The sequence below is a fragment of the Planktothrix serta PCC 8927 genome (assembly GCF_900010725.2).
In the GTDB taxonomy this organism is placed as follows: domain Bacteria; phylum Cyanobacteriota; class Cyanobacteriia; order Cyanobacteriales; family Microcoleaceae; genus Planktothrix; species Planktothrix serta.
In genome coordinates this window covers 1-26,357 of sequence record NZ_LR734832.1, presented here as the reverse complement: position 1 = coordinate 26,357, position 26,357 = coordinate 1, and the positions used below count along the sequence as shown (strand labels likewise).

The following is a 26,357-nucleotide window of genomic DNA, read 5'->3' as shown; positions in this document are numbered from 1 at the left end:
ATACACTTCGGGATTTCATATCAGTATTTAACATCATGGAGATTGTGTCGATATGACCGTTTTGGACGCATTTAAGCTCGATGGCCAGGTCGCTATTGTGACCGGAGGCGGGGCTGGTATTGGCCGGGGCATTGCCGAATTGTTTGCCCAGGCTGGGGCTGCTGTGGTTGTCAGCGACTTGAAAGAAGACACTGCTGCTGCGGTTGCTAACAGCATTAATGACAAGGGAGGTAAAGCCCTAGCTGTAGCCTGCGATGTCACCAATGACCAAGCTCTTGAAAACCTCGTTCAGGCTACCCTGGATGCCTTTGGCAAAATCACCCTCTTGATCAACAACGCTGGGGGTGGTGGGCCAAAACCCTTTGATATGCCGATGGACACCTTTATTTGGGCCTACAAACTCAATGTGTTTTCGGTGTTTCATCTGTGCCAACTGTGTGCTCCCCATATCGAAGCCACAGGAGGGGGAGCCATTTTGAATATTTCCTCAATGTCCGCAGAGAATAAAAACCTCAATATGGCATCTTACAGTTCCTCCAAGGCTGCGGTCAGCCACCTGACTCGGAATATTGCCTTTGATTTGGGGCCAAAGGGAATTCGGGTAAATGCGATCGCTCCGGGTGCGATTAAAACCGATGCCTTAGCGACGGTGCTGACCCCGGAAGTTGAAAAAGTCATGCTCAAGCACACCCCCCTAGCGCGACTGGGAGAACCCAGTGATATTGCCTATGCTGCCTTGTTTCTGTGTTCTCCGGCCGCCAGTTGGGTGAGTGGACAGGTGCTCACCGTCAGTGGGGGCGGTGTGCAGGAATTAGATTAAGTGTCCCCATGTCTTTCACAGTATTCAACCTTAAACAAAACTACTATGAGCAACTTTGATGCCTTTGCTGACTTTCGGATGGATGGTCATGTGGCCATCGTTACGGGCGGCGCCCAAAATATCGGGGAAGCCATTGCTAAAACCTTTTCGGGCGCAGGAGCCAAGGTAATGATTGCTGACCTCAATGGCGAGAAGGCCCAAGCAACGGCGGCAGCGATCCAGGCCGAAACGGGTAATGACGTGTTGGGGATCGGCTGCAACGTCACCCTTGAGGAGGATATTCAACAATGTGTCGCTCAAACTGTTGAAGCCTTTGGCGGTATTTCAACTTTAGTTAATAACGTCGGCTGGGGCAAATCCTACGATGACCCCCTAGATGTTCCTTTAGAAGAGATGATCGAGAGTTATAAGCTCAATACCCTATCGGCTATGCGAATGACGGCTGCTTGTCGCCCCTATTTACTCAAAGCTGAAAATGCTACCATTACTAACTCCGGTTCTCTGGTGGGGGTGTTACCTGCTTTTGACTTCATCGCCTACTCCGCAGCCAAGGCAGCCCTTAACCATCTGATGCTGGGTCTAGCTCACTATTTTGCCAAGCAAGTTCGCATCAATACCGTGTTGATTGGTACAGTGATCACAGAGGGCTATGCAGCAGCAGGTTTGGATGAAAAAGCTCAGTATGCCTTAGCCCACCCCGACAATTTGACCGGACGTGCTGGAAAACCCCAGGATATTGCTAACGCCTTCCTCTGGCTGGCATCTCCGGCTGGGTCTTGGGTCAGTGGTCAAACCTTACAAGTTTCTGGTGGGGGCAAACGTGTGCGCCTCAAACCCGAATAAATCCCGCGCAAGGGAACAGGGAACAGGGAACAGGGAACAGTAAGAATTGAAAGGGTTTCAGGGTTTAAAAATGTCAAACACCGTAATGCGTAGCGCTATAGGATAACCCCCAGGGTTATTTTCTTAAACTTTTCCCCCATCAAAGATTTAGCGTGTATGGGGGTATTTTCATTTAACGAATTATTGTCATCCTGAAACGAATTATTGTCATCCTGAGCGGAGCGAAGGATCTCTACTGCGTTATTGAGAAAAGTAGACATTCTTCACGGAGTTTACCCTCGAACGAAGTGAAGGGTTCAGAATGACGAATAATTTTCAATTATTATTAAAATCCTCAAAATCCTTTTTTGTTATAATAACATTAGACCCCATTAGAGGCTAGAAACTCATGATGGTGCAAACCGTTACTAAAACCTATAGCTTTGAAGACTATCTCAATTATAGAGATGATACCGATCTCAAATATGAATTTTTCAACGGAGAATTAATTACAATGCCACCTGCTAGTGGTTTACACGCTGAAATTTTACGTTTAATCTATGATATCTTAAAAGCAGAAATTCAACGATTACAATTAGATTGGGTTGTGCAACCTGGAACGGTAGGAGTGAGAACAGGAATCAGAAAATCACGCATTCCTGATATTTTAGTGATGACGGAAACTCAACGTCAACTTCTGAGGACATTACCCTCAGCTATTCTCGAAGATCCGCCTTTATTCGTGGTTGAAATTGTTAGTCCCAATAACCCCGATGATGATTATCGTTATAAACGTTCAGAATATGCAGCATTAGGCATTTCTGAATATTGGATTATTGATCCTCAAGCCTTAAAAATCTCAATTTTAACGTTAGTTTCGGGTTTATATGAAGTTATAGAAATGACAGAAAAAGATTCTATAAATTCTATAACTTTTCCTGAATTAAAATTAACAGTTGAACAAATTTTAAATCCTTTTTAGGCTCATTAAGTGGGGCAGGTTTACAAATATTATTTGTTAGATTTGAAAGATTTTGTCGAACCCGCCCCTACGGGTTTTTAACGAATGTAGGGGCGGGTTCGAGTCAATTTTTGTTAATGATAATTCACCTAAATAAACCCGCCCAACCGCGCAATATGAATCAATATCAACCCGGTTTTGTTAACGTTAAATCTTGGTGGGGTGGGGCGGGTTTATCAAGATTATTTGTGGGATTTGAAAGATTGTACAGAACCCGCCCCTACGGGTTTTTAACANCCTCGAACTATACCAAACCTTAATTGAGCATCCAGTTCACAGCCTAGTAAGCCTATAGAGGCAGACAATTTTTCGCGTCAGGAGAGTAGAATGAAGGGAGCACCACCTGCTTAATCAGCGTGTGTCTTGCTCTGGGGGAATAGGCTGAAACATTATTCCTGGAATTGTTTGAGCTATGGATGCCTAGGAATTGGCTGTAATGGCTATTTCCTAGGGTTGAAAATTTTTATGCGTTAGGATCAGATTTCTTATGGAAAAGAATACATTTTCTTCGCCCAATATGACTCAAAAAGTGGAAGTTTCAATCCACATTGACTCGGAGTTACTGAATCAAATTAAACATCTTACTAATGACCCCAGTAAGGTGATTGAAACGGCTCTACGCCAATGGCTTAGAGGCGAACGTCCAGAGGATGAATTAGCCTTAACCCTCCAGCGCAATCCCCCAATTCCACCCCGAGGGGAATGGAATGATTAAAGCAGAAGCCCTGATCAGTAATCAGTAATCTGTAATCACTAATCACTGATCATTGATCAAGTTAACACAGTAGTCGCGGACGCGGATGAACTTAGACACGAACTCTCAGTTTGCAAGTTCAACTTCGGCTTACCAGATCTGGCAAGAGTTAGGTACGGATCTGGTTTTTATTCAAAATGCCGCAGGTCAGTATTTAACGTTTTATTGGCAACGGCATGATCGCTATCCCTTACCTACGGATATAATTGTCGGCTCATCGATTCAAGATTACTTTAAACCTGTTGTAATTTCTCCCTATCAAGATCGAATTAGTCGGGTTTTAACCAGTTTAATTCCCGAAAGATTTGTTTATTCTTTTTCCTACGAAGATCAATATATTCCCTTGGAACTGATTATGAGTCCGATTTTAGTCTCCAATGGAACACCGGATCGGGTATTAGTTATGGGGTGCATTCTGGAACAACCGGAAGAAAATTTAGACATGACTATGGCGGAGATTGTTGCCTATCGTTCCCTTCCTTCAAATTTAGATATTCCTCAAAAAATGCTAATTCAAATCGCAGGAACGATGTGTCGCACCGTGTCTCCTAGTTCTCATATTTATCAAACTTTATTAAGTCAAATTGCTCAAAAAATTCGCCGGACTTTAGATTTAAAGCAAATTTGGCAACAAACTGTTAATAGTTTGGGGCAAGTTTTAGGGGTGAGTCGTTGTATTTTATGCCCTTATCGACCCGAAAAAGGGAATAATTGGAGCTTACAACAAACCCAAGTGGTGGCGGAATATCGCTTGGAAGAAGTTCAAATGATGTTGGGTTTAGATTTGGCGATCGCTGATGAGTTGGGATGGACGCAAGCTTTAGCAACTTTAGAACCTGTTGTAGTTGAACGAACTTCTCCCGATCATGATCCTTATAAACGTTATTCTATTTTAGTGATAGCGACTTCTTATCAAGATCAACCGAATGCAATTATTAGTTTACAACAGTGCGATCGCTTCCGACAATGGACATCGGCTGAGGTAGAATTTATCCGAGAATTAGCTACTCATGTCGGAACAGCCATTGCTCACGCAACCCTCTATCAAGAACTCGAAGAAGCTCGGATGGAGGCGGTGGCTCTTTCCCGATTAAAAAGTGAATTTCTAGCCAATACTTCCCATGAATTACGCACGCCTCTAAATGGAATTATTGGATTTTTAAAGTTAGTTTTAGATGGGATGGTTGATGATCCCAAAGAAGAAGAAGAATTTATTCAAGAAGCTCACCGAGCAGCATTACATTTATTAAATTTAATTAATGATGTTTTAGATATTGCTAAAATTGAAGCCGGAAGAATGGATATTGACTTGGCTTTAATTAAGGTGAGTGAAGTTTTACAGGAAGTTGAACATTTTACGCGAGCGCAAGTTCAAGAAAAAGGATTAACGTTTACCGTCCAAAAAGCAGCTTATGAAGATGAAATTATTGTCTATGGGAATTATCAACGCTTACTACAAGTGATGTTAAATTTAGTGGGAAATGCGATTAAATTTACCCATGAAGGGGGAATTAATATTAGTTTGGGAATTCTTAAACAAACGGTTGTTTTTCAAAATCAAGAGTTTCCGGGAGTTGTGGAATTTCGGGTAGCAGATACGGGAATTGGAGTTCCGATTGAAAAACAAGATCGACTGTTTAAGGCTTTTTCTCAAGTGGATGGAGGCTATACTCGTCAATATGGAGGAACGGGTTTAGGGTTAGTCATTTCTCAAAAATTAGTTCAAACGATGGGAGGAATGGTTAAGTTTTATAGTTTAGGTGAAGGATTAGGTTCAACAGTAACATTTACGGTTCCATTATATCAGGAACCTCGGAATATGAGTAATTAATTAGGGTGTTGACGGTTAACTGTTGACTGTTGACTGTTGACGGTTAACTGTTAACGGTTAACCGACAACCACCTTAATCTTTTTGACCCGTGAGAAAATAAGTCATCATTTCGCCTTTTCCTTTAATATCAATAATCCCACGTTCTTCAAAACTGTATTTATCTTTTAAACGTTCGTAGGTAGCGACGGTGACTTGAATTTTTCCAGCAACTCCATGAGATTCCATGCGGTTAGCAGTATTTACCGTATCTCCCCATAAATCATAAGTAAACTTTTTTGTACCAATGACTCCGGCTTCCACAGCACCCGTATTAATTCCGGTTCGCATTTGTACAGGTTCATTGTCTTGGAGATGAAATTGACCGATAATATTTTGCATATCTAAAGCCATATTAGCGATCGCTTCAGCATGATCATCTCGTGGAGTTGGTAATCCTCCCACCACCATATAAGCATCCCCAATAGTTTTAATTTTTTCTAATTCATATTTTTCGGCTAATTCATCAAAAGCCGAAAAAATTTCATTCAGAATTTCGACTAATTGAGCCGGGGATAAATTAGCGGATAATTTGGTAAAATTAACAATATCTGCAAATAAAACCGTAACATCAGCAAAACTATCAGCTATTGTGCTTTCACCCCGTTTTAGACGTTGGGCGATCGCTTCCGGTAAAATATTTAATAATAATCGTTCCGATTTTTCCTGTTCTTCTGCTAATTTTTTTAAATAAGCTTGTTCTTGATCTCGCAAGCGTTTTTTTTCTAAACAGGCATTAATTCTAGCTTTTAATAAAACCGGATTAAACGGTTTCGATAAATAATCTTCAGCCCCCAATTCAATACAACGAACAATACTATCAATATCATTAACAGCCGAAATCATCACCACCGGAATATGACGCAAAGCCGGGTCAGCTTTCAAGGTTTCCAAGACCTGATAGCCATTCATTTGAGGCATCATAATATCCAGTAACACCAAATCCAGGGACATCGAACCCAGAATTTCCAAAGCTTCAAAGCCATTAGAAGCCACCGTTACCCCATACCCTTGACGCTGGAGTCGTTTGGCCAGCAGGTCACGATTCACTTCATTATCATCAACAATTAGTACACGATCGGGTTCAGCGTCCATCTCTATTGGTAACTCCTACTCTCGTTTTGGGATAGTAACAACGAGTTCCACGCCTCCATCTAGGGTTTTCATCTTTCTCCCTCCTTGGAGACTCCCGCCATAGCTGTACTCAGCTTGGCGGTGAGAGGAAAGGGAGGGCGGGGTCTATGCAACATCGTGAATTCTTGGGGTTTGGAGGAAACCGTTGTGCCTCAGAAGTGGCGAAACTCCCCGGCATACCTGCTGACATTACAGGATTGAGGCTACCGATATTGTTCTGGTTAGACCCGCCTCGGTAGGGCGTTTAATTGGGTTTGGGGATTTCTCCCCCTCCTATTTCTAGGGTAATGTTCGCTTCAATAAGATTTTCTGAACTTGTTAGGTTAACAACACTGTCTTACCCCTCGTAAAACTGTTTAATTGTTAACAATAGAGCCACAAACTAGCGTCGTATTCGTGGGTATTATGATCCAGAAAACGTAGCCGTTAGGCTTAGGCGGGTACGAGCTATCTAAAGTTAGAGGCATGAAGCCCCGTCACAAAGAGAGCGGGGTGCTGACTCCCCGATCAGGACAATTGCTTGGCTGGTGATCAAACGAGTTCATATCGCGCACAAATAATAACACACTCACCAATTGACGTGCTAGATAGGGTTGAACGGCACAGGGGCCGATGAAACCCGACCGTTAACCCCATAAAATTGAAGCTCAGGGTGCGGGTGCTTTCTTTAAACAGATTTCTATTTTTTCTAATAGACGGGGGAATTCTACGGGTTTTGTATCATAATCATCACAGCCAGCGGCTAAACATTTTTCCCGATCGCCCGCCATCGCATGGGCCGTTAGCGCAATCACGGGAATGGCTCCGGTTTTAGCATCGGCTTTAATTTGTCGGGTGGCTTCCCATCCATCCATCACAGGTAAACTCATATCCATCAGGATGAGATCGGGTAGGATAGAACGGGTCAGTTCCACACCTTCGGCCCCATCCACTGCAATAAATACCTCATATCCTTTTCGGAATAGACGCCGTTTGAGCATATCCCGATTCATTTCATTATCTTCAACTAACAAAATCTTTACCATGATCCGATCTCAACGTTGATAGTTTAGCGTTAGAGTTTTCACGATTTAGAACTTAAGGGAGACTGTTTCAGGCTAACACTTAACAGGGTATGAATTTCTCGTAAAAGATCTTCACAGCTATAACTGCCTTTCTGAAGAATCTGCTCCACATGGCCCCGCAATTGCATCCATTCTGTGGGGGTTAATTCAGCCGCCGTCACTACAATAATTGGGATATTTGCCCACTGCTCGGCTCTGTGAAGGTCATGGATTAACTCAAAACCACTTTTTTGAGGAAGAACTAAATCAAGCAGAATCAGTCTAGGAGGTGACTGTTGGATCAGTTGCAAAGCCTGATTGCCATTTTCAGCTTCTTGGACAGTCCAACCATTTCGCTCTAATAATCCGCGTAACATTTGTCGGGTGGTGGGATCATCTTCAACGACTAGAATATGATCACCCAGGGGAAGGATATCCCGTTTGCGATCGGGTTGATACTTATTCAGCAGAGCAGCCAGACGCTTACCATCAAACGGTTTGGTCAGATAATCCGATGCACCCAAAGCAAAGCCTCGATTTTTGTTGCTGATAAACGAGAGTACGATCACTGGAATCTCAGCCAGATCCGGATCGGCTTTTAATGTCGATAATACCGTCCAACCGTCCATTTGGGGTAAAATCACATCTAAGACAATGGCATCGGGACGCAGTTCTCGGACTCGCTGAAGTCCTTCTTCTCCGGTGGCGGAGGTTTCTACCCGCAGTCCTTCCCGAATTAGCGATCGCTCGATTAAATCTCTGGTATCGGGATCATCATCAATCACTAAGATAGTAGCCGATTGACTATTACCCGTTGGGGAGGATTCACCGAGAATTAACTCCGCTTCCTCCAACTCTTCCAGCAGTTCCCGCTCATCTTCTAAGTTAGGGTTTTCTGACCCTTTGAATAAAGATTGAACCGATAGGGGCAAATAAACGGTAAAAGTGGAACCACTTCCTAATGAACTCTCAACGCTAATGTACCCTTGCATCATTTGACAAAAACGTTGACTGATGGTCAGTCCTAACCCCGTGCCCCCATAGCGACGAGTCGTAGAAGCATCCCCTTGGGTAAAGGGTTGAAACAGTTGTCTTTGTTGTTCGGGAGTAATCCCAATTCCGCTATCTTGGACTTGAAATTTGATGTAGCCCGATGCCGGGTCAAGGGGAGGATAACTGTTCTGAACCGCTTCCAAGGGCAGGGTTTGGGTACGACAAATATTCAGGGTAATATGACCCTCGGAGGTAAATTTGGCAGCATTACTGAGCAAGTTCAACAACACCTGTCGAACTTTGGTTAAATCGGCGTGCATAGTATTGGGAGCATCGGGGTGATAGTGAATCTCTAATGTATTTCTATTTTGATCTACTAGAGGTTGAGCCGTTGTGACGACGCTCTCAATTAACATGGGAATTTGAAAGGTTTCTAAATACAAATCCATGCGGCCCGCTTCAATTTTAGAAATATCTAAAATATCATTAATCAAAGCTAATAAGTTACGTCCGGCGGTGCGAATTCGGTCTAAATCGGGAACAATATCGCTATAACCCGAATCCCCAGCTTCCTCCGTTAAAATCTCACTATACCCAATAATGGCATTCAGGGGGGTGCGGAGTTCATGACTCATATTGGCTAAAAAGGTACTTTTAGCCCGATTAGCAGCAACGGCTTCTTCCTTGGCTTGTTTTAAAGCTTCTGCGGCTTGTTTACTTTCGGTAATATCTTCCACTGTGCCTTCAAAACAGAGCAGTTGTCCGGTTTGATCTCGAACCGCACGGGCGTTTTCTGAGATCCAAATAATACTTTTATCTTGGCGATAAACTTGGGATTCAAACCCAGATACCGAATGATTGGCTTGAATGGCTGCGATAAATTCGGCTCGACGGTTGGGATTAACATACAATTGATGACTAATATCCGTCATTGTTTGTAATAAATTCTCTGGAGATTCATAACCTAGAATTTTCGCTAAGGCCGGGTTGGCACTGATATATCGTCCCTCCAGGGTAGTTTGACAAATTCCTTCGGCGGCATTTTCAAAAATACTGCGATATTTTGCTTCAGTTTGTCGGAGAAATTCTTCCGTTTGTTTACGTTCAATGGCATTAGAAAACATTTCTCCCACCATTTTTAATAGGGCAATACTATCCGATGACCAAGTATAACTCGAATGAATCGAATCAAACCGTAGAAATCCGACAATCGCGCGACGACAAACTAACGGGACTAAAATAATCGATTGAATTTGAGGTAAACTATCAGTTTCTGAATAGGATGAAAACTCTGGGACTAGATGAAACTGTTGTAAATACTCTAAATCCCTCAATGCTTCCTGGGGTAAATCTTGAATAGCCAGATAAATATTTTCATAGCGATTCAGTTGTCGTTCTAACCAAGGAATATCAGCTACATAAAGTTTGGATGCAGAAATTTTCTTTAATAAATCCGTTAATTTTGATTTTTGCTGTGATCGAGACGGGGTAGTTCTCATCGCCAACCACTGATAAATCGAATTCATCTGGATTTCCTGATCGGCAAATAAATACAAATAGCTCTGTTCTACCCCTATAAAGGTACTAATTCGTTGTAAAGCTTGTTGAATTCCGCTTTCAATTTCATCCGTCGTTAAACTAATAAAATGAGTGGATAAATTGGTAATTAATTGTTCAAATTCTACCCGATATTGTAGGGCTTTTTCCACTCGTTTACGTTGGGTAATATCCCGAAAACTCCAAACTCTGCCGACTAATTTTTCCCCCATGCGAGACGGATGGGAATAGAGTTCAAAAATTCGGCCATCTTTGAACTCCACCACATCATAAGTCGGGGTATGGGGTTCAGAGGATAACTGCATGACTGTTTTTAGAAATCGAGGCGGATCTTTTAATTGTCTTAACACAAAAGCTAATACCGATTGATCCTGGGGAGGCTTAAATAATGCGGGGGGAACTTGCCACATTTCCACAAATTTTTGATTAAAATTTAAGACTTTTCCCGTGCGATCAACAGCTAAAATTCCCGCATCCGTTGAATCAAAGGTTGCTTGTAATAAGGAAATTGATCGTTCCGCGTCTAATTGAGCTTGTTTGCGTTCAGTAATATCTAAAAAGATTAAAGCGGCTCCGACAAAAGTGTTTTGTTCTAAAATCGGAGTTAACACATAGGAGACGGCTAAAATCTTGCCATCGGAACAGATAAATTGATCATCACTGGATTTGATCGGTTCGAGCAGGGTCGCTAACTCCCTAGGGGAAGAAGTCGCTAGAGGTTGAAAAGCGTCTAGGGATAATTGCGATCGCCCTCCAATCCAGTCTAAAATCGGGTTTCCGACTAATTCCGCTTCTGACCATCCCAGAAGCCGTTCCGCTTCGGGGTTCATGGACAATAAACAGCCTTGGGGATCTAAAATACACAATCCGGCTCCTAGGGAACTAATCACTGAGCGCAGTCGATCCCGTTCCGCCTGGAGACGGGCTTCTGACTCATGACTTTGCTGGTTATACAACTCTAGCAGTTCCCGCGAGGACAGGGTGAGCGATCGCTCCATCAAATATCGTTCTTGATCGGCTTCTTTATAGCTACGGCTGACTCGTTCCAGAAATTCTTGCCATGTAGCGAGATCAACCGGAGGAGTTTGCCGATCAAGACCCAGGCGTCTGAGTTGGCGTTGGAGCGCATAGTGCATAGAATCTCAATAGTGAAGAAGTCAGGGTGCAGCAATTGGGAGAGGTAAAACTATGTTAAACAAGAGAAAGACCTAGGGTTAACTACTCTTTTCTCGAATGGTAATCAAAGTCATCGTTTGATTATGCAATTCGCAGAGGGAAGCGACTCCAGAGGGAGCAATTTCCCCGTAGGAATAAAAACCCATTTGTTGGGTTCCTGGGGGTAACTCATCTAGTGTAGCTTCTAGTTCTTCTTCTGTTCGCTCTCCAAGAACTAATCGACGACCAGAACCACTAATAGCGATGGCTAAAGTCGGTTCTAGCACCATTGTCTCATTGGAGTTCAATTTCTGCTGTTCCAATTCTCCCATTTTTCGTTGATTACTGTTACGAGTAATTAACGCCGCAGCTAAAGCACCATCCACCAGTCGCTCATAATTTCCTCGCATCAGTTGAGCTACAGAACCGACAGGAATATCGCCCGTAAAAATTAGGGATTTTGTATTTTCATCAATACCTATAACGGTTCTAACTGTCCGTTTTCGAGCCGATGGCGTTCCCAATGCTAAGGGAAAAAATAAGGCGCTAGTCGGTAAATTGGTGGCGTATTTGCCCAAATATTCTTGATAGAGTTGTAAAACGGGTTTGTGATCTAATTCATACAAAATATTATGGTGGGAACGGGTGACTTGTCGTTCTGGCCCAAACATTGTCCAGCCACCTTGGGAACCATAGCTAATTATAATATCATTGCCATAAAATCCAACGGCGGAAACTGCACCATTTCTGGGTAAATAATTTTCTAAAATCCAAGTGCGTTTAAATTGATGATTATCGGCGGCTAATCCCCCAACAATTAAAAGGGGTTCTGAGGGATTAAACACCGAACTTTGATATAAAATCGAATTCAAACCTCGCAAGAATTCACTGCCATTAATTTGCAGTCCATCTGCTAAAATCAAGACAGCTTTTAACTGAGGATCGGTAAGTTCTTGGGCAATAAAACGACCCGCTTGATAAGAATTTTGTTGTTCTTGAAGCGGATTTGAGGGGTTAATTTGTTCTTGAAGCGGACAAAAGGCTGTTTTTAACGGGGTGTTTTGCAATTGTAAAACACTGACCGTTAAACTATTATTCATCAAGGTTGATCCAAAAATTTCTCCCGCCGTTGAACAGCCGATAAAATGAGACTGAGGGTAAGCATCTTTTAAAGCATGAAGGGGCTCAAGATCGTCCTGAAACTGAACCGCACCAAACACAATGATCAAGGTTTGGGATGAGTCCAGAGGCGGAAAGTTTGCCACTGACCATCCCGTCGGTTTTTTCCAAAAAAAGGTTTCTAATTTCATGAGCAATTATCGGGAATTAAAAAGAGTTAATCAAGGGAAGGATTCGTTAAATTTAGGCGGTGATATTTCCTCAGAGGAGAGAGAACTTTCTGCTTGTTGTTCTTCAATTAATTTAGGTTTAAGATAGAGATTTTCAACTAATGCAGCCACTCCAGCAAACCAAGGGGGCACAATTAAGGCGCCCATAATTCCTAAAACTTGCACCCCACCGAGGACGGATAAAAGTTGATATAACGGGTGAATTCCTACCGATGAACCGACTAATAAGGGATCGAGAACGTAGGTTTCTACATTTTGAATAATTCCATATAATAATAAGACCCAAATTACTAAAAATCCGCCTTTGGCTAAGGCGACAATTAAGGCCGGAATTGCTCCTAAAATTGGGCCTAAAAATGGAATTAAATTAGTCACTCCCGCGATCGCTCCTAAACCAATAGCAAAGTCTTTTAATCCTAAAAATCCTAACCCCGTTGTAGTCGCCACGCCTAAAATTCCAGAAACTAGAATTCGTCCCCGCAGATAACCCCCCATCCGTTGACTAATTGGATCAACTTGCGCCGCTAATCTTTCATTCCAAGGATAAGGAAAAAATTGAATAAAACTATGAATTAGGGTTTTACTATCAGCTACCATATAGCCGGAAATAAATAAGGCTAAAATTAAACTAGCAACCCCGCCTAAAATTCCTCTAGTAATTCCGTAGGAACGTAAAATTAATTGTTGGCTGGAACGGATCACCCAATTGGTTAAAGATTGAGGATCAATTAGTTGTTCAATGAAGGAGGAGGTATCTTCTCCTAATCGACCCGCCAAATCCGTTGTTATTCTCATAATTTGTTCGGCAAAAATCGGAGATTGACGAACTAATAAGGTGATTTGATCGACAACAGCAGGCCCAATCACTAATCCAAATCCCGTTAATCCTGCGATTAAGGTGAGATAAACTAAAACAACGGCTAACCATCGAGGAACCTGTTTTTTTTCTGCCCAATTGACAATGGGGACAATAGAAGCAGCTAAAACAACAGAAATCATTAATAAAACGATTAAACCTCGAAGTTGCCAGAGCAGGACAAGCAGGAAGACAGATGCTACAATCAGAAGCAGACTAGAGAGGGAAAATGAAATACGTCGTTCAGATTTCATGGGTTGGCTATAAGATTAGTCTAAGGGATGGAGACCTATCAAAGACCCCGTTTTATTCTATCCACCTGCTTTTTTAGTGTAATCATTACCGGAACATTGGTCAAGAGGAGTTCTTCATTAATTTATTATTAACTATTTCTCATGTTTTGATTTATTTTAGAATTAATCAATAAGATGGTTTAAAATATCCTAACGGTTTGTATCTGGCTAGAAGGTTCTGTATGCGAATTCATGTTGAAGGCTGGCGTTCTTTTCCCCATTCCTATAGTATCACGAATCAATTTCAACTCTTGGAAATGTTGAAGCGATCGCCCTTAGAATTAACCCATGAAGATATTCCGGGTTTGAAACCCGAATGGCAACCTTTTACTGGATTATTGAATCAGGAATTAGAAACCCATTTACAACACATTCCTCAAGCGATTAACCCGGCTGTTGATGTTACTCTCAGAGTCTATCAACCGTTTAATTTTCAATCGTCTCGCAGTCAAAAAACCCTAGTCTATGCTACTGCACCTTGGGGAATTTTAATTAACTCATCCTTACCCCTTAAACCGTTATTTCACTTAAAAAATCAGAGCTTAAATTCCGATGTAACTGTAATTACTCCTTCCGAATGGTCACGGGAAGGCTTAATCAGAAGTGGTTTAAATCCTCAACAGGTGATTGTTATTCCTTGGGGTGTTGATCCAACAATTTATCATCCCCTGAATGAAACGGAACGAATAGGATTAAGAAAAAAATGGGGATGGGACGATTATTTTATCTTTTTTCATGTCGGAAGTTTACAGGATCAAGATGGAATTAAACCGATTTTAAGGGCTTTTACTCAGATAGCAGCACGCTATCCCCAAGCTCGATTAGTGTTAAAAGGATCAGCCTTATTTCAGAACTCGGATCAGTGGTTAACCCATGCTATTCAAGAAGTATTAACCGAGGAACAAGTCGCTGATATTAAGCCTAAAATTGCTTATTTGAATCAACCCTTATCGTGTACCGCCCTAGCTCAATTATATCAAATTTCTGATGCTTATTTAGCTGCGGATGTTGCTACGGCTTTTAATTTATCAGTATTGGAAGCAGCCGCATCAGGATTACCGATTATTTGTAGTTCTGGAGGCGCGACAGCAGAAATTATAAATGAACAGTTTAGCTTAAAAATCAACAGTCAATTTAAAACCCGAATTATTCAAAATCAAAGCCGATTTTTTATCCATCCCAGTTGGGAACATCTGGTAGAATTAATGCAAGAAGTGATAGAAAATTCTCAATGGCGAGAACAAGCTAAAAAAATCGCTCCCGAATGGATAGCTGAACGTTATACCTGGAAACATACCGTTGATAAAATATTAGAAATTAGCCAAAAAGAAACCCCGATATCCTGGGGAACTCCGATCAATAATATTCCCCTTTCTTTATCTTCTCCCCATAGTATTTTGGTGGAAGGATGGCGAGATATTCCCCATTCCTATTCCTTTATTAACAGTTATCAACTGTTAGAAATGCTAAAATATCCAGCCTTACAAGTATTTCATCAAGATATTCCTTATGTTACCTCCGACTGGAAACCCAGCAAACAATTATTAAATGTAGAAGCACAGGATTTACTCGATAGAATTCCGGTTCTTGAAACGGGTCAAAAAACAGATGTTACCCTGCGAATTTATTGTCCCTTTAATTTAACGGCTTCTGCGAGTAAAAAAACAGCAATTTTTGGCTGTACAGAATGGGGAATTGTGCCTCGATCTATTTTAAATGGGATGAAAATTGACTGTTTTAGAGAAGCACATCGCAATTCTGATACTTTAATTATTACTTCTTCCCATTGGTCGAGGGAAGGATTTATTCGCAGTGGTGCTGTTCCTGAACGAGTGGTGGTTATTCCTTTAGGAGTTGATCCTCAGATTTATCACCCGACATCAGAAGAAAAACGACAGGAACTTCGTCAATTATTTGGCTGGAATGATTGTTTTATTTTCCTAAATATTGGGGTAATGTGGAATGAACGTCAAGGAATTGATCGGATTTTAAAAGCCTTTGCTCGCCTTACCGAAAAATACCCCGAAGCTCGATTAGTTTTAAAAGGAAGAGATGCTATTTTTCCGTCTAAAGATTATCTCAAAAAAGCTACAAAAGACAGCTTAAATGATGCCGAAATTCAACGAGTTTCTTCCCGACTGCGTTATATTGGTAACAATTTATCCTCCTTAGAAATGGCACAACTTTATCAAGCCGCCGATGCTTATGTGTCTCCCTATTCCGCCGAAGGATTTAATCTTCCCGTATTAGAAGCGATCGCCACCGGGGTTCCGGTAATTTGTACCGATGGAGGGCCAACAGATGATTTTACAAATGAAACATTAGTCTATAAAATTAGAAGTACCTTTGAAGAAATCACGTTAAAAACAGGTGAAACTCGATTCTTTTTAGAACCCGATCAAGATCATTTATTAGAGTTAATGGAAACAGTGATCGAAAAAGGAAATCTTTATCAAACCTTACAAAAAATTGGGCCTAATTTTGTCGCCCAAAAATTTACTTGGAAAATTATCGTTGAGCAATTATTAAAGGTTTTATTCCACAATCTTTAATTCTGAAATTGTCATCTGGGAAAGAATACGATACACTAAAAATTATCAGTTTGAGTTTTTGACGTTTTTGGTAGTACCCCTATGCAATCAGCCGTGACACCTAACACAGAATTAACAATGGATGACCCCAAGCGAGGAATGCCTGTCACCATTATTACAGGGTTCTTAGGGAGTGGGAAAACCACCCTCCTAAATCATATTTTATCCAATCAGCAGGGAATTAAAACCGCCGTCCTGGTGAATGAGTTTGGTGAAATTGGGATTGATAATGAATTGATTATCAATACCGATGAAAATAATACAATGGTTGAGTTAAGTAATGGTTGCGTTTGTTGCACCATTAATGAAGATTTAGTGAATGCGGTTTATAAAGTTTTAGAACGTTCTGAAAAAGTGGATTATATGGTGGTAGAAACCACCGGACTCGCTGATCCGCTTCCCGTTGCGCTAACCTTTTTAAGCACAGAATTACGGGACATGACTCGTTTAGATTCTATTGTAACGTTAGTGGATTGTGCGAATTTTAGTTTGGATTTATTCAACAGTGAAGCCGCTAATAGTCAGATTATCTACGGGGATATTATTGTTTTAAATAAAACCGATCTAGTCGATGAAGCGGATGTCGATTTATTAGAGATCAGAATTCGGGATATGAAAAAAGATTCCCGAATTTTACGCACTCATAACTCTCAAGTTCCTCTCCCCTTAGTTTTGAGTGTAGGATTATTTGAATCGGATAAATATTTTAATCCTGAATCTGATTCCCATGACGATGATCATGACCATGAACACGACCATGAACATCAAGATCATGTTTGTGATGAACAGTGCGATCACGACCCTGATCATGAACATCATCATGAACATCATCATCACCATAATCACGACCATGACCATGCTCATCATCATCATTCTAACCACTTAGAAAATGATGGCTTTACCTCCCTTTCTTTCCAAAGTGATCAACCCCTTTCTTTAAGAAAATTTCAATACTTTTTAGATAATCAACTCCCGGCGAGTGTATTTCGCGCTAAAGGAATTTTATGGTTTGATGAAAGTCCCAAACGTCATATTTTTCACTTAAGCGGAAAACGGTTTTCTATTGATGGTGATGAGTGGAAAGGTGAACCCAAAAACCAATTAGTTTTAATTGGTCAAGGTTTAGATCATGAAACCTTAAATTTTCAAATCAACAATTGTTTATGTCTACCCTCCACAAGCCGAGGGAAAGGGTTTGGAAAATAGGTTAATAGTTGACTGTTGACTGTTGACTGTTGACGGTTAGGGGGCGGGGTTACCCATTAGCAAAAAGCCTTGAAATCAATTTCAGGCTAAAAGCTTAAACCCGTTAAAACGGGTTAAGAAAAACTTGTATTGAGTCATCTTTAGATGACTTTAGCTCTTAGCCCGAACTTTAGTTCAGGGCTTCGGAGGCTAAAGTTAACACCAATGGGAGAAACCCCGCTCCTACAAACTGATAACTGTTAACTGATAACTGATAACTGATTATTGATATGCGGGTGATAATTCAACGGGTAAATGCGTCTGAAGTCAGGGTCAATGGTGAAATTATTGGTCAAATTAAACGCGGACTTAACTTATTAGTAGGAATTGCTGAAACTGATACCGAAATCGAACTAAACTGGATGGCTCGAAAATGTTTAGAATTACGATTATTTCCTGACCCCGAAACGAATACGGGAAAATGGGAAAAATCCGTCCAAGAAATCGGAGGTGAATTATTAGTTATCAGTCAATTTACGCTCTATGGAGACTGTCGAAAAGGTAGGCGTCCGTCTTTTGATCGTTCAGCGCCTCCAGACCAGGCTCAAAACCTCTATCAAAGGTTTATTGAACAATTGCGTTTGAGTGGTTTAAAAGTCGAAACGGGGAAATTTGGAGCCATGATGCAAGTTTTAATTGAAAATGATGGCCCTGTTACCTTAACCTTAGAAAAAGAAGCAAACCCTTAATTCTTTTAATTAAAAGTATTCAGAACAATGACCATTGCAATTGATTTTGGAACCAGTAATACGGTTATTTCTCGTTGGAATCCCGTCACACAACAAGCGGAAACTTTAAAATTGCCTAATTTATCTCAAATTTCTAGCCAAAATCCGCCCTTAATTCCTAGTTTAGTTTATCTCAAAGATGCCAATCAAGGAGATATTTTATTAGGTCAACAAGTGCGGGATGGAGGATATGATATTAGTAATGATTCTCGGTTTTTCAAAAATTTTAAACGGGGAATTGGTAGCAATATTCAGGGATTTTTACCTGAAATTGATAGTCAAACAATTAGCTTTGAACGAGTTGGGGAATTGTTTTTAACTGGAATTGTGGACGCAATTCGTCAAATTCCCATGACCGTTGATGCTTTGGTTTTTACCGTTCCCGTTGATAGTTTTGAATCCTATCGCCATTGGTTAGGAAAAGTCTCTCAGTCTCTTGATGTGGAACAGGTACAACTGTTAGATGAACCCACGGCGGCGGCTTTAGGATATGGACAGGCGGATCAAGAACTTTTATTAGTGATTGATTTAGGAGGAGGAACCTTAGATCTCTCCTTAGTTCGTTTAGAAGGAAGTGCTAATAAAAAGCCGTTAGGGTTTATTTTAAAATGGGGTCAAAAATCCTTTGCAGAATCATCAGGACAGAGGGTAAAAACAGCCAGAGTTTTAGCCAAAGCCGGACAAAATTTAGGCGGTTCAGATATTGATAATTGGTTGGTGGATTATTTTACTCAAACCCAAGGTTTACCGAAAACGCCTTTAACCACTCGTTTAGCGGAACGATTAAAAATTCAATTATCTTTACACAGTCAAGCCACTGAAGTTTATTTTGATGATCAAACTTTAGACAGTTATGAATTAGCCTTAACAAGAGAGGAGTTTGAAACGATTCTCACAGGGGCTCAATTTTTTGAAATGTTAGATGATTCTATCGGGAAAGTATTTCAACAAGCTCGTCGTCAGGGAATAGAAGTGTCTGATATTAATGCTGTATTGTTAGTGGGGGGAAGTGCTCAAATTCCGGCTGTACAAACGTGGATTCAGCAATATTTTAAACCGGATAAGATTCGCTGTGAAAAACCTTTTGAGGCGATTTCTCACGGTGCTTTACAACTGAGTCAAGGGACAAAAATAGAAGATTTTTTATATCATAGTTATGGGGTGCGGTATTGGAATCGTCGAGATAATTGCCACAATTGGCATCCGATTATCAAATCAGGTCAACCCTACCCGATGACAACACCTGTAGAATTAGTGTTGGGTGCATCAATAGACAATCAACCGAGTATTGAATTAATTTTAGGAGAATTGGGAGACGAAACGGGAGGAACAGAGGTTTATTTTGATGGCGATCGCTTAATTACTCGTCGTTTAGATCAACGTCAAATTGTACAATCATTGAATGATACCCAAGGAGGTCGAACCATTGCTCAATTAACTCCCCTAGGAAACCCCGGAAGCGATCGGATTAAAGTTTTATTCCAAGTGGATGAAAAACGATTTTTACGCATAACAGTTGAAGACTTATTGACAAATAGAATGCTTTTAGATAATCAAGTTGTTGTACAGTTAAGTTAAGGTGAAATTTGTTATTAATCAGGTTTTAAGTTCATCCTGATTTCAAGAGGGGAAAAATATGCGATCGCGCGCCATTCGAGAAGGTTCTGTTGGTTTATTAATTCTGTTAGGATTAGGTTTGCTGGGAGCCGTAATTTTATGGCTCAAAAATATTAGTTTAGGAACGCGCAGTTACAATCTAATTGCAGAATTTCCTGATGCTTCTGCATTACAAATCGGAACTCCCGTGCGATATCGAGGGGTTAAAATCGGTCGAGTTACCCAACTTAAAGCCACCTTAAATTCTGTCGATGTGACGTTAGAAATTTCCCCCAGCAGTTTTATTATTCCTCGCAATGTGATTATTCAATCTAACCAGATTGGGTTATTAAATGAAGGATATGTTGATATTATTCCTAAAGGAAATATTTCTCAAAAAATAGCCGATGCCGATCCGCTAAGTCCAGATTGTCCTGAAACAATTCTGTGTAATAATACTCGCGTTTCTGGAGAATTGGGAATTGATGTGATGAAACTAATTTCAAGTTTATACAACTTTGCGGAAATCTATGGCGATCCTCAATTATATGCTAATTTGAATAGCGCAGCTAAGAGCAGTTCTAATGCGGCTCAAGAAGCTATAAAATTGAGTGGAAAAATCTCCAGCTTTTTAGCCGTTACTCAGTCAGAAATTGAAGAATTAAATGCGTCTGTAGGTACGGGAATAGGGGGGTTAAATCAATCGGTCAGTCAAGGAGTTAATGTTTTGACTTCAGAAATGACTAATCTTTCAACTTTTGTTCAAAGAGACACAAAAGAAGTCGCTCAAGCTACTGTTGATTCTGCAAATTCTGTCAGTCGTGCGGCGAATCAAATTAGCGCTCTTAGTAATCAATTTAGTGGGTTATTAGCGAATAATCGCTCTAGTTTAGTTTCTACTTTAGAAAATATCAATCAAACGACTAAAGAATTGAGTGTTTTAGTCGGAACTTTAACTCCTGTAATGACTAAGTTAGAACAGGCTAATATTATTGAAAATTTGGAAGCCGCCTCAGTGAATGCAGAAGCAGCATCGGCTAACCTCCGAGATTTATCAAAAGGAGTCAGTGATCCTGAAAATTTAATCCTAATTCAAGAAACTTTAAGTTCTACCCGAAATACCCTGCAAACCCTTCAAGAAATTAGTGAAGATATTAATCAATTAACCGGAGATGAACAATTACAAAATAACCTCAAAAATTTAATTAATGGTTTGGGGAGATTATTCAACTCAACTCAACGTTTAGAACGTCAAAAATCGATGTCTGAAGAATTAGAACCTTTGGCTAAAGCTGTTGAAAAAACTCAGGTCACACTCTCAATCATTAATCAATCTTCAACTCTCGATAGGGCAGTTTCAGAACCCAATACAACAGTAGATCAACTGATGAATTCCGCTACAGATTATTCTATTGATCAAAATCAAAAATTTATTCCTCAACCTCAATTTAATAGGGAATAGGGAATAGCTAAATTTTACCCTAGAGGGCTAATTTGAGCGATTTTGCTTCGGAATTAAGCATCTTGACTTTCCTTGTCTTTATCTAACATTTTTCCAAGTATATGAGCCGCTTCAAAAGCATCATAAGGTGACCAAATTTCGTAAGTTTGTCCATCTTTCAGCGGAGAAAGAGTTTCTTCTTTCGCTAATTCCGATGTCAAAAACTCAATCGCCAGTAACTTGTCAGCGCGAGATAAACTTTGAAGCAGTGGTAATAAGTCAGTTACAATCATAGAATTAGCTGCTTGAGGCGTATACACTAACATTATAACACCTACAGGATTTAGTGATATAACGAGGTGTATGGCAATAGGGGTTTCTAAATTTTAAAATGAATTGATGTGCGATCACAACTTTAATAATTTACTTAAACATTATAACATTACAGAATTTGGCGAAGTATACTAGAAAATAGACATTCTATTTAAAAGCCAATCAACAAAGCAGAAAATATGACACTTACAAAAACCGAGTATAAATATGTAGAGCTAAATCAGGATAATGTTCCTATCATAGCGGGAACTACGATGAAAGTCGTTGAATTAGTTGAAACTCAAATTGCTTATAGTTGGAGTCCAGCAGAATTGCACCTCAATCATCGCTATTTAACCATGAGCCAAATTCTTTCTGCTTTAGCTTATTATTGGGATCATAAACCAGAACTCGACGCAGAAATAAAGCGACGAGAAGAGTATGTTAAACAGGCAGAACTTGAAGCTGGTGAATCTCCTTTTGCTGCTAGATTACGCGCTCAAGGGCTATTAAAATGACTCTAGCAATTTAAGCTAACTTCATAAAATGTTGATTTGGTCAATACAGGTATTGAGGAATAGAAAATCATAAAAATAATGGAAGTGGGCAGTGATATAATAATTTTATGCAGTTTGAGTGGAACGAAAATAAAGCAGCCAGAAATCTGTCAAAGCATAGGGTTTCATTTGAGGAAGCCAAAACCGTTTTTGACGACCCTCTTTATGTTGACTTTTATGATCCAGACCACTCCGAAGACGAAAAACGATACTTGATTCTTGGAGAATCAAACCGAGGGCGACTGTTGATTGTGTCGTATACAGAAAGAAAAGATTCAATTCGCCTAATTAGTGCTAGGGAAGTAACACGAACCGAGCGAGAAGCTTATGAAGAAAGATAAATCAGAAATGGAAGATGACCTTAGAACCGAGTATGACTTGAAAAGCTTACGAGTCAGAAGGTTAGGTTCTGGAAGAAAAAGTTTTGGTGGAATTACTGTGCGTTTAGAACCGGATGTTGCGGAGATTTTTGCTAGTGCTGATGCGGTTAATGAGGCTTTACGATTTTTAATTCGAGTGATCCGAGACAATCAAGCTGTCGCTTCCACAGCAGAGGCTAACCCATCATTAAAACAGATCGACCCCGATAGGGATAAGCCAAAAAACAATTTTTCCTGAAAATATTTAGAAATTAATCAGTTTCTAAAATAAAAACGTACAACTTACAATAAAAATCTATTCCTACAAAAACCCCCTTCCGATTTATCACTGGAGGGGGGTTTTTGATNTGTTAACGTTAAATCTTGGTGGGTTGGGCGGGTTTATCAAGATTATTTGTGGGATTTGAAAGATTGTACAGAACCCGCCCCTACTGAATTAAACGGATAAATTTCTTTTTCCCAACTTGCAGAACTTTCCCTTTTAATTCATCAATAGAATTAAATATTATATCAACTTCAGAAATGCGATCGCCATCTAACTTAACCGCCCCTCCTTGAATTTCTCGCCGCGCTTCACTGCTGCTTTTACATAACTTACTCGCACTGAGAATATAAAATAACTTCGCCGGAAATTGAATTTCAGCTAAGGAAAACTCAGGGACGGCTTCTGCTGTTTTAGCATCTCCTTGAATTAAGGTTAAAGATGCTTTTTGAGCTTCTAACGCGGCTTCTTTTCCGTGAAATTGAGACGTTATTTCTAATCCTAATAACTTTTGCTTGTCTCTAGGATTTTCCGGTAATTGATCGAGGGGAAGATTGGTTAACAGTTCAAAATATTGGTTTAATAGATTATCTTGAACCTTCTCTAATTTAGAATACATGGTTAACGGATCTTCCGATAACGCTACATAATTTCCTAGGGACTTCGACATTTTTTGAACGCCATCCGTCCCGATTAAAATTGGCATTAATAACCCAAATTGAGGTTTTTGTCCAAAATGCCGTTGTAAATCCCGTCCCACTGCTAAATTAAACTTTTGATCTGTACCCCCAATTTCAATATCCGCTTCCACCGCAACGGAATCATAACCCTGCATTAACGGATACAGAAATTCATGTAAATAAATCGGACTTTCCTGTTCAAACCGCAGCGCAAAACCTTCTTTTGCTAACATTTGTCCGACGGTCATCGTTGCCAATAATTCTAATATTTTAGGTAAATCTAATTGCGATAACCATTCGGAATTGTAGCGAATTTCCAACCGTCCGGGGGTGTCAAAATCTAAAATTGGACGCAGTTGTTCTAAATAAGTTTGAGCATTTTTCTGTACATCTTCCGGGGTTAATTGACGCCGGACTTCAGATTTTCCAGTGGGGTCACCAATTCTAGCGGTAAAATCCCCAATAATTAAAACAGCAATATGACCCGCATCTTGAAAAGCGCGTAACTTACGAATGGGGATACTATGACCTAAATGAATATCCGATGCGGTGGGATCAATGCCAAATTTAACCCGTAGAGGTCGATTTGTTGTTAATAATCGTTGACCTAAATTCTCATCCGGGTTGTCAGATCTGATAATCTCAGGGAAAATCTCAGTAATCCCTCGGCGAAGGGTGGGAAAATTTTGTAGAGACGCCGCCGATTCCTTATGTACAGAAGAGGGACTAATAGACATGATCTTAAAATTCTTTTGCCAATTTAGGGTAAAATCCGTTAACCTTGATCCCGGAATTAAAATTTGATCTGTAACTTCGGGATTCTATCATTTCCCGCCCAACTAGGAGGAGATCTGTTCAACCCAAACCGAAAGAAATCTATTTGTAGGGTTTAACTGCATAATGTTAATGTTATATGCTATCACTCGAAGCTCAAAAAAAGTTAATATTTTTATCTGCAAGCGCTAAATGTCAAGTAGCCCTGTTTTCGTTGAGGGAGTAAATTAAACGTGTCGTCAACTAACACAATCCCACAGGAGGTTCAGGTCAACAACCCATCAACGTTGTTCGACTTTGTTCAGTCTGTTAGCAAAGTAACTGCCGGAACCTTACTCGGTGTTACGATGTTAACCAGTTCTGTCGTTGCGGGAGGGCTGGTCGGCTTGGCTGTCAGTTTCCGCAATTTGCCGGATGTCCGGGTATTACAGAACTATGTTCCGACAGAAACCACCCATATCTATGATATTAAAGGGGTTCCTCTGGCCAGCCTCCACGATGAAGCCAATCGGGAAGTCGTCTCCCTCAACGAGATTTCACCCCATCTCAAACGGGCTGTGCTTGCAATTGAAGATAGCAATTTTTACTATCACAAAGGCATTAACCCCACGGGAATTGTCCGGGCGTTTATCGCTAACTTAGAAACGGGTAACACTGTTGAAGGGGGTTCGACCCTAACAATGCAGTTAGTGAAAAACCTATTTTTATCCCCGAATCGTACCATTAGCCGCAAAGCCGCAGAAGCGGTGATGGCGATTCGTTTGGAGCAGATTTTAGCAAAAGATGAGATTTTAGAACTGTATCTCAATCAAGTCTATTGGGGTCATAACCTTTATGGGGTAGAAACCGCAGCCCGCAGTTATTTTAATAAATCGGCGGCGGATTTATCCTTAGCTGAATCGGCGTTGATGGCGGGTTTAATTCCCGCCCCGGAAGATTATAGTCCCTTTGTCGATTACAAAAAAGCCAAACAAAGACAGTTAACGGTTTTGAAGCGGATGCGAGATCTTCAGTGGATTACTCCCCAAGAAGAAGCCCAAGCCAAGAAACAAAACTTACTCGTTGGCAAAGTTACCTCCTTTAGCAGCAGCCGTCTTCCCTATGTGACGGAAGCTGTTGTTCAGGAACTTTCTGAACGCTTTGGTCGGGAGGCGGTGCTTAAGGGCGGAATGCGGATTCAAACCACCATTGATATGAATTTCCAACGCATGGCGGAGAAAACGATCAGTGAGTGGCATGAAACCTTGTACTATCGAGGGGTTTATAGCAGTTTAAAAAATGGCCAAATTGCCCTGGTCGCCATTGACCCGCGTACCCATTTTGTGAAAGCAATGGTGGGAGGGGCAGATTATAAAACCAGTCAGTACAATCGAGCCATTCAAGCGTTGCGTCAACCCGGATCGGCGTTTAAACCCTTTGTTTATTATGCCGCCTTTGCCAGTGGTAAATACGGGCCAAATTCAACGGTTTATGATAGCCCCGTCAGTTATCCCGATGGTTATGGTTACTATTCTCCTCAGAACTATGGGGGGGGTTATTCTGGGGCGGTGAGTGTTCGGACAGCCTTAGAAAGTTCGTTGAATATTCCGGCGGTGAAATTGGGTCAAGATGTGGGACTGAATCAGGTGATTGAGGTTTGTCGAATTTTAGGAATTAAGAGTCCGATTGAACCCGTTATTTCTCTACCTTTGGGGTCGGTGGATTTAACCCCGATGGAAATGGCCGGAGCTTATGCTACCTTTGCTAACGATGGTTGGCACTCTGACCCGACATTTATTGTCCAAGTTACGGATAGTCAAGGCAATATTTTATTGGATAATACCCCGAAACCTCGATTAGTCTTGGATCAATGGGCGGTGGCGTCTCTCAATAACGTCCTACAAGGGGTAATTAATAGCGGGACAGCGACTCGCGCCCAAATTGGACGTCCGGCGGCGGGAAAAACCGGAACAACGTCTTCTGAACGGGATATCTGGTTTGCGGGATATACTCCCGATTTAGCCACGGCCGTTTGGGTGGGAAATGATGATTATACTCCCCTAACTTATGGGGCAACGGGCGGAACGATTGTGGCTCCGATCTGGCGTGACTTTATGTTACAAGCGTTAGAGGGGAAACCCGCCACT

General features: G+C 40.9%; 22 protein-coding genes. 15 read left to right on the top strand and 7 right to left on the bottom strand.

Annotated elements, in window-relative coordinates:
• Window positions 1-52: 52 nt before the first annotated feature.
• The 5 genes from hdhA (at window position 53) to PL8927_RS02680 (ending at window position 5,248) form a co-directional block, all read left to right on the top strand.
• Window positions 53-820 carry a 7-alpha-hydroxysteroid dehydrogenase gene (gene hdhA, locus PL8927_RS02700; protein ID WP_083617368.1) on the top strand — a complete coding sequence of 256 codons (768 nt, stop codon included), beginning with the start codon at window positions 53-55 and terminating at the stop codon, window positions 818-820.
• The gene (locus PL8927_RS02695; RefSeq protein ID WP_231505893.1) at window positions 821-1,663 is read left to right on the top strand and encodes an SDR family oxidoreductase; all 843 of its coding nucleotides are present in this window, start codon (window positions 821-823) and stop codon (window positions 1,661-1,663) included.
• Between the two features lie 388 nt (window positions 1,664-2,051).
• Window positions 2,052-2,624, top strand: coding sequence for a Uma2 family endonuclease (locus PL8927_RS02690; protein WP_231505892.1), 573 nt, complete (start codon window positions 2,052-2,054; stop codon window positions 2,622-2,624).
• 526 nt (window positions 2,625-3,150) lie between these two features.
• Window positions 3,151-3,378 carry a type II toxin-antitoxin system CcdA family antitoxin gene (locus tag PL8927_RS02685; RefSeq protein ID WP_083617363.1) on the top strand — a complete coding sequence of 76 codons (228 nt, stop codon included), beginning with the start codon at window positions 3,151-3,153 and terminating at the stop codon, window positions 3,376-3,378.
• An 85-nt stretch (window positions 3,379-3,463) separates the two neighbouring features.
• Window positions 3,464-5,248, top strand: a complete 1,785-nt coding sequence (locus PL8927_RS02680; protein ID WP_083617361.1) for a sensor histidine kinase — start codon at window positions 3,464-3,466, stop codon at window positions 5,246-5,248.
• A gap of 73 nt (window positions 5,249-5,321) precedes the next feature.
• Here PL8927_RS02680 and PL8927_RS02675 read toward each other — a convergent pair whose 3' ends face one another.
• Window positions 5,322-6,380: an adenylate/guanylate cyclase domain-containing protein gene (locus PL8927_RS02675; RefSeq protein WP_083617359.1), complete on the bottom strand. Its 1,059-nt coding sequence runs from the start codon at window positions 6,378-6,380 to the stop codon at window positions 5,322-5,324.
• 146 nt (window positions 6,381-6,526) lie between these two features.
• Between PL8927_RS02675 and PL8927_RS28785 the strand changes: the two genes are divergently transcribed.
• Window positions 6,527-6,658 carry a hypothetical protein gene (locus PL8927_RS28785; protein ID WP_269322002.1) on the top strand — a complete coding sequence of 44 codons (132 nt, stop codon included), beginning with the start codon at window positions 6,527-6,529 and terminating at the stop codon, window positions 6,656-6,658.
• A 408-nt stretch (window positions 6,659-7,066) separates the two neighbouring features.
• On the opposite strand, the gene PL8927_RS02670 is transcribed toward PL8927_RS28785, so the two are convergent.
• The 4 genes from PL8927_RS02670 to PL8927_RS02655 form a co-directional block, all read right to left on the bottom strand.
• Complete coding sequence (locus PL8927_RS02670) at window positions 7,067-7,444, bottom strand: response regulator (RefSeq protein ID WP_083617357.1); 378 nt, start codon at window positions 7,442-7,444, stop codon at window positions 7,067-7,069.
• A 38-nt stretch (window positions 7,445-7,482) separates the two neighbouring features.
• Entirely contained in the window at window positions 7,483-11,148 is a 3,666-nt protein-coding gene (locus PL8927_RS02665; RefSeq protein ID WP_083617355.1) for a PAS domain S-box protein, read from the bottom strand.
• A gap of 78 nt (window positions 11,149-11,226) precedes the next feature.
• Window positions 11,227-12,477, bottom strand: a complete 1,251-nt coding sequence (locus tag PL8927_RS02660; protein ID WP_083617353.1) for an FIST signal transduction protein — start codon at window positions 12,475-12,477, stop codon at window positions 11,227-11,229.
• A gap of 30 nt (window positions 12,478-12,507) precedes the next feature.
• A complete protein-coding gene (locus PL8927_RS02655) occupies window positions 12,508-13,626 on the bottom strand; it encodes an AI-2E family transporter (RefSeq protein ID WP_083617351.1) in 1,119 nt (372 codons plus the stop codon).
• 221 nt (window positions 13,627-13,847) lie between these two features.
• On the opposite strand from PL8927_RS02655, the gene PL8927_RS02650 reads away from it, so the two are divergent.
• The 5 genes from PL8927_RS02650 to PL8927_RS02630 all read left to right on the top strand — a co-directional run bounded on the left by PL8927_RS02650 (window position 13,848) and on the right by PL8927_RS02630 (window position 21,287).
• Window positions 13,848-16,217, top strand: coding sequence for a glycosyltransferase family 4 protein (locus PL8927_RS02650; protein ID WP_083617349.1), 2,370 nt, complete (start codon window positions 13,848-13,850; stop codon window positions 16,215-16,217).
• Window positions 16,218-16,298: 81 nt separating this feature from the next.
• Window positions 16,299-17,462, top strand: a complete 1,164-nt coding sequence (locus tag PL8927_RS02645) for a CobW family GTP-binding protein (protein ID WP_083617347.1) — start codon at window positions 16,299-16,301, stop codon at window positions 17,460-17,462.
• 269 nt (window positions 17,463-17,731) lie between these two features.
• Window positions 17,732-18,190: a D-aminoacyl-tRNA deacylase gene (dtd, locus tag PL8927_RS02640; protein WP_083617345.1), complete on the top strand. Its 459-nt coding sequence runs from the start codon at window positions 17,732-17,734 to the stop codon at window positions 18,188-18,190.
• A gap of 27 nt (window positions 18,191-18,217) precedes the next feature.
• Window positions 18,218-19,807: an Hsp70 family protein gene (locus tag PL8927_RS02635; protein WP_083617343.1), complete on the top strand. Its 1,590-nt coding sequence runs from the start codon at window positions 18,218-18,220 to the stop codon at window positions 19,805-19,807.
• Between the two features lie 58 nt (window positions 19,808-19,865).
• A complete protein-coding gene (locus PL8927_RS02630; RefSeq protein WP_083617341.1) occupies window positions 19,866-21,287 on the top strand; it encodes an MlaD family protein in 1,422 nt (473 codons plus the stop codon).
• Window positions 21,288-21,340: 53 nt separating this feature from the next.
• Here PL8927_RS02630 and PL8927_RS02625 read toward each other — a convergent pair whose 3' ends face one another.
• Window positions 21,341-21,592 (bottom strand): hypothetical protein, encoded by a 252-nt coding sequence (locus PL8927_RS02625; protein WP_231505891.1) that lies wholly within the window; start codon window positions 21,590-21,592, stop codon window positions 21,341-21,343.
• 186 nt (window positions 21,593-21,778) lie between these two features.
• On the opposite strand from PL8927_RS02625, the gene PL8927_RS02620 reads away from it, so the two are divergent.
• The 3 genes from PL8927_RS02620 to PL8927_RS28335 all read left to right on the top strand — a co-directional run bounded on the left by PL8927_RS02620 (window position 21,779) and on the right by PL8927_RS28335 (window position 22,753).
• Window positions 21,779-22,096: a DUF433 domain-containing protein gene (locus PL8927_RS02620; protein ID WP_083617339.1), complete on the top strand. Its 318-nt coding sequence runs from the start codon at window positions 21,779-21,781 to the stop codon at window positions 22,094-22,096.
• A gap of 107 nt (window positions 22,097-22,203) precedes the next feature.
• Entirely contained in the window at window positions 22,204-22,476 is a 273-nt protein-coding gene (locus PL8927_RS02615; protein WP_083617337.1) for a BrnT family toxin, read from the top strand.
• The gene (locus PL8927_RS28335) at window positions 22,463-22,753 is read left to right on the top strand and encodes a hypothetical protein (protein WP_083617335.1); all 291 of its coding nucleotides are present in this window, start codon (window positions 22,463-22,465) and stop codon (window positions 22,751-22,753) included. The genes PL8927_RS02615 and PL8927_RS28335 overlap by 14 nt, the downstream gene beginning before the upstream one ends.
• Window positions 22,754-22,943: 190 nt before the next feature.
• Here PL8927_RS28335 and tyrS read toward each other — a convergent pair whose 3' ends face one another.
• Window positions 22,944-24,194, bottom strand: coding sequence for a tyrosine--tRNA ligase (gene tyrS, locus PL8927_RS02605; RefSeq protein WP_083617333.1), 1,251 nt, complete (start codon window positions 24,192-24,194; stop codon window positions 22,944-22,946).
• A gap of 384 nt (window positions 24,195-24,578) precedes the next feature.
• On the opposite strand from tyrS, the gene PL8927_RS02600 reads away from it, so the two are divergent.
• Window positions 24,579-26,357: transglycosylase domain-containing protein (locus tag PL8927_RS02600; protein WP_156093087.1), on the top strand; the 1,779-nt coding region annotated here is incomplete at its 3' end.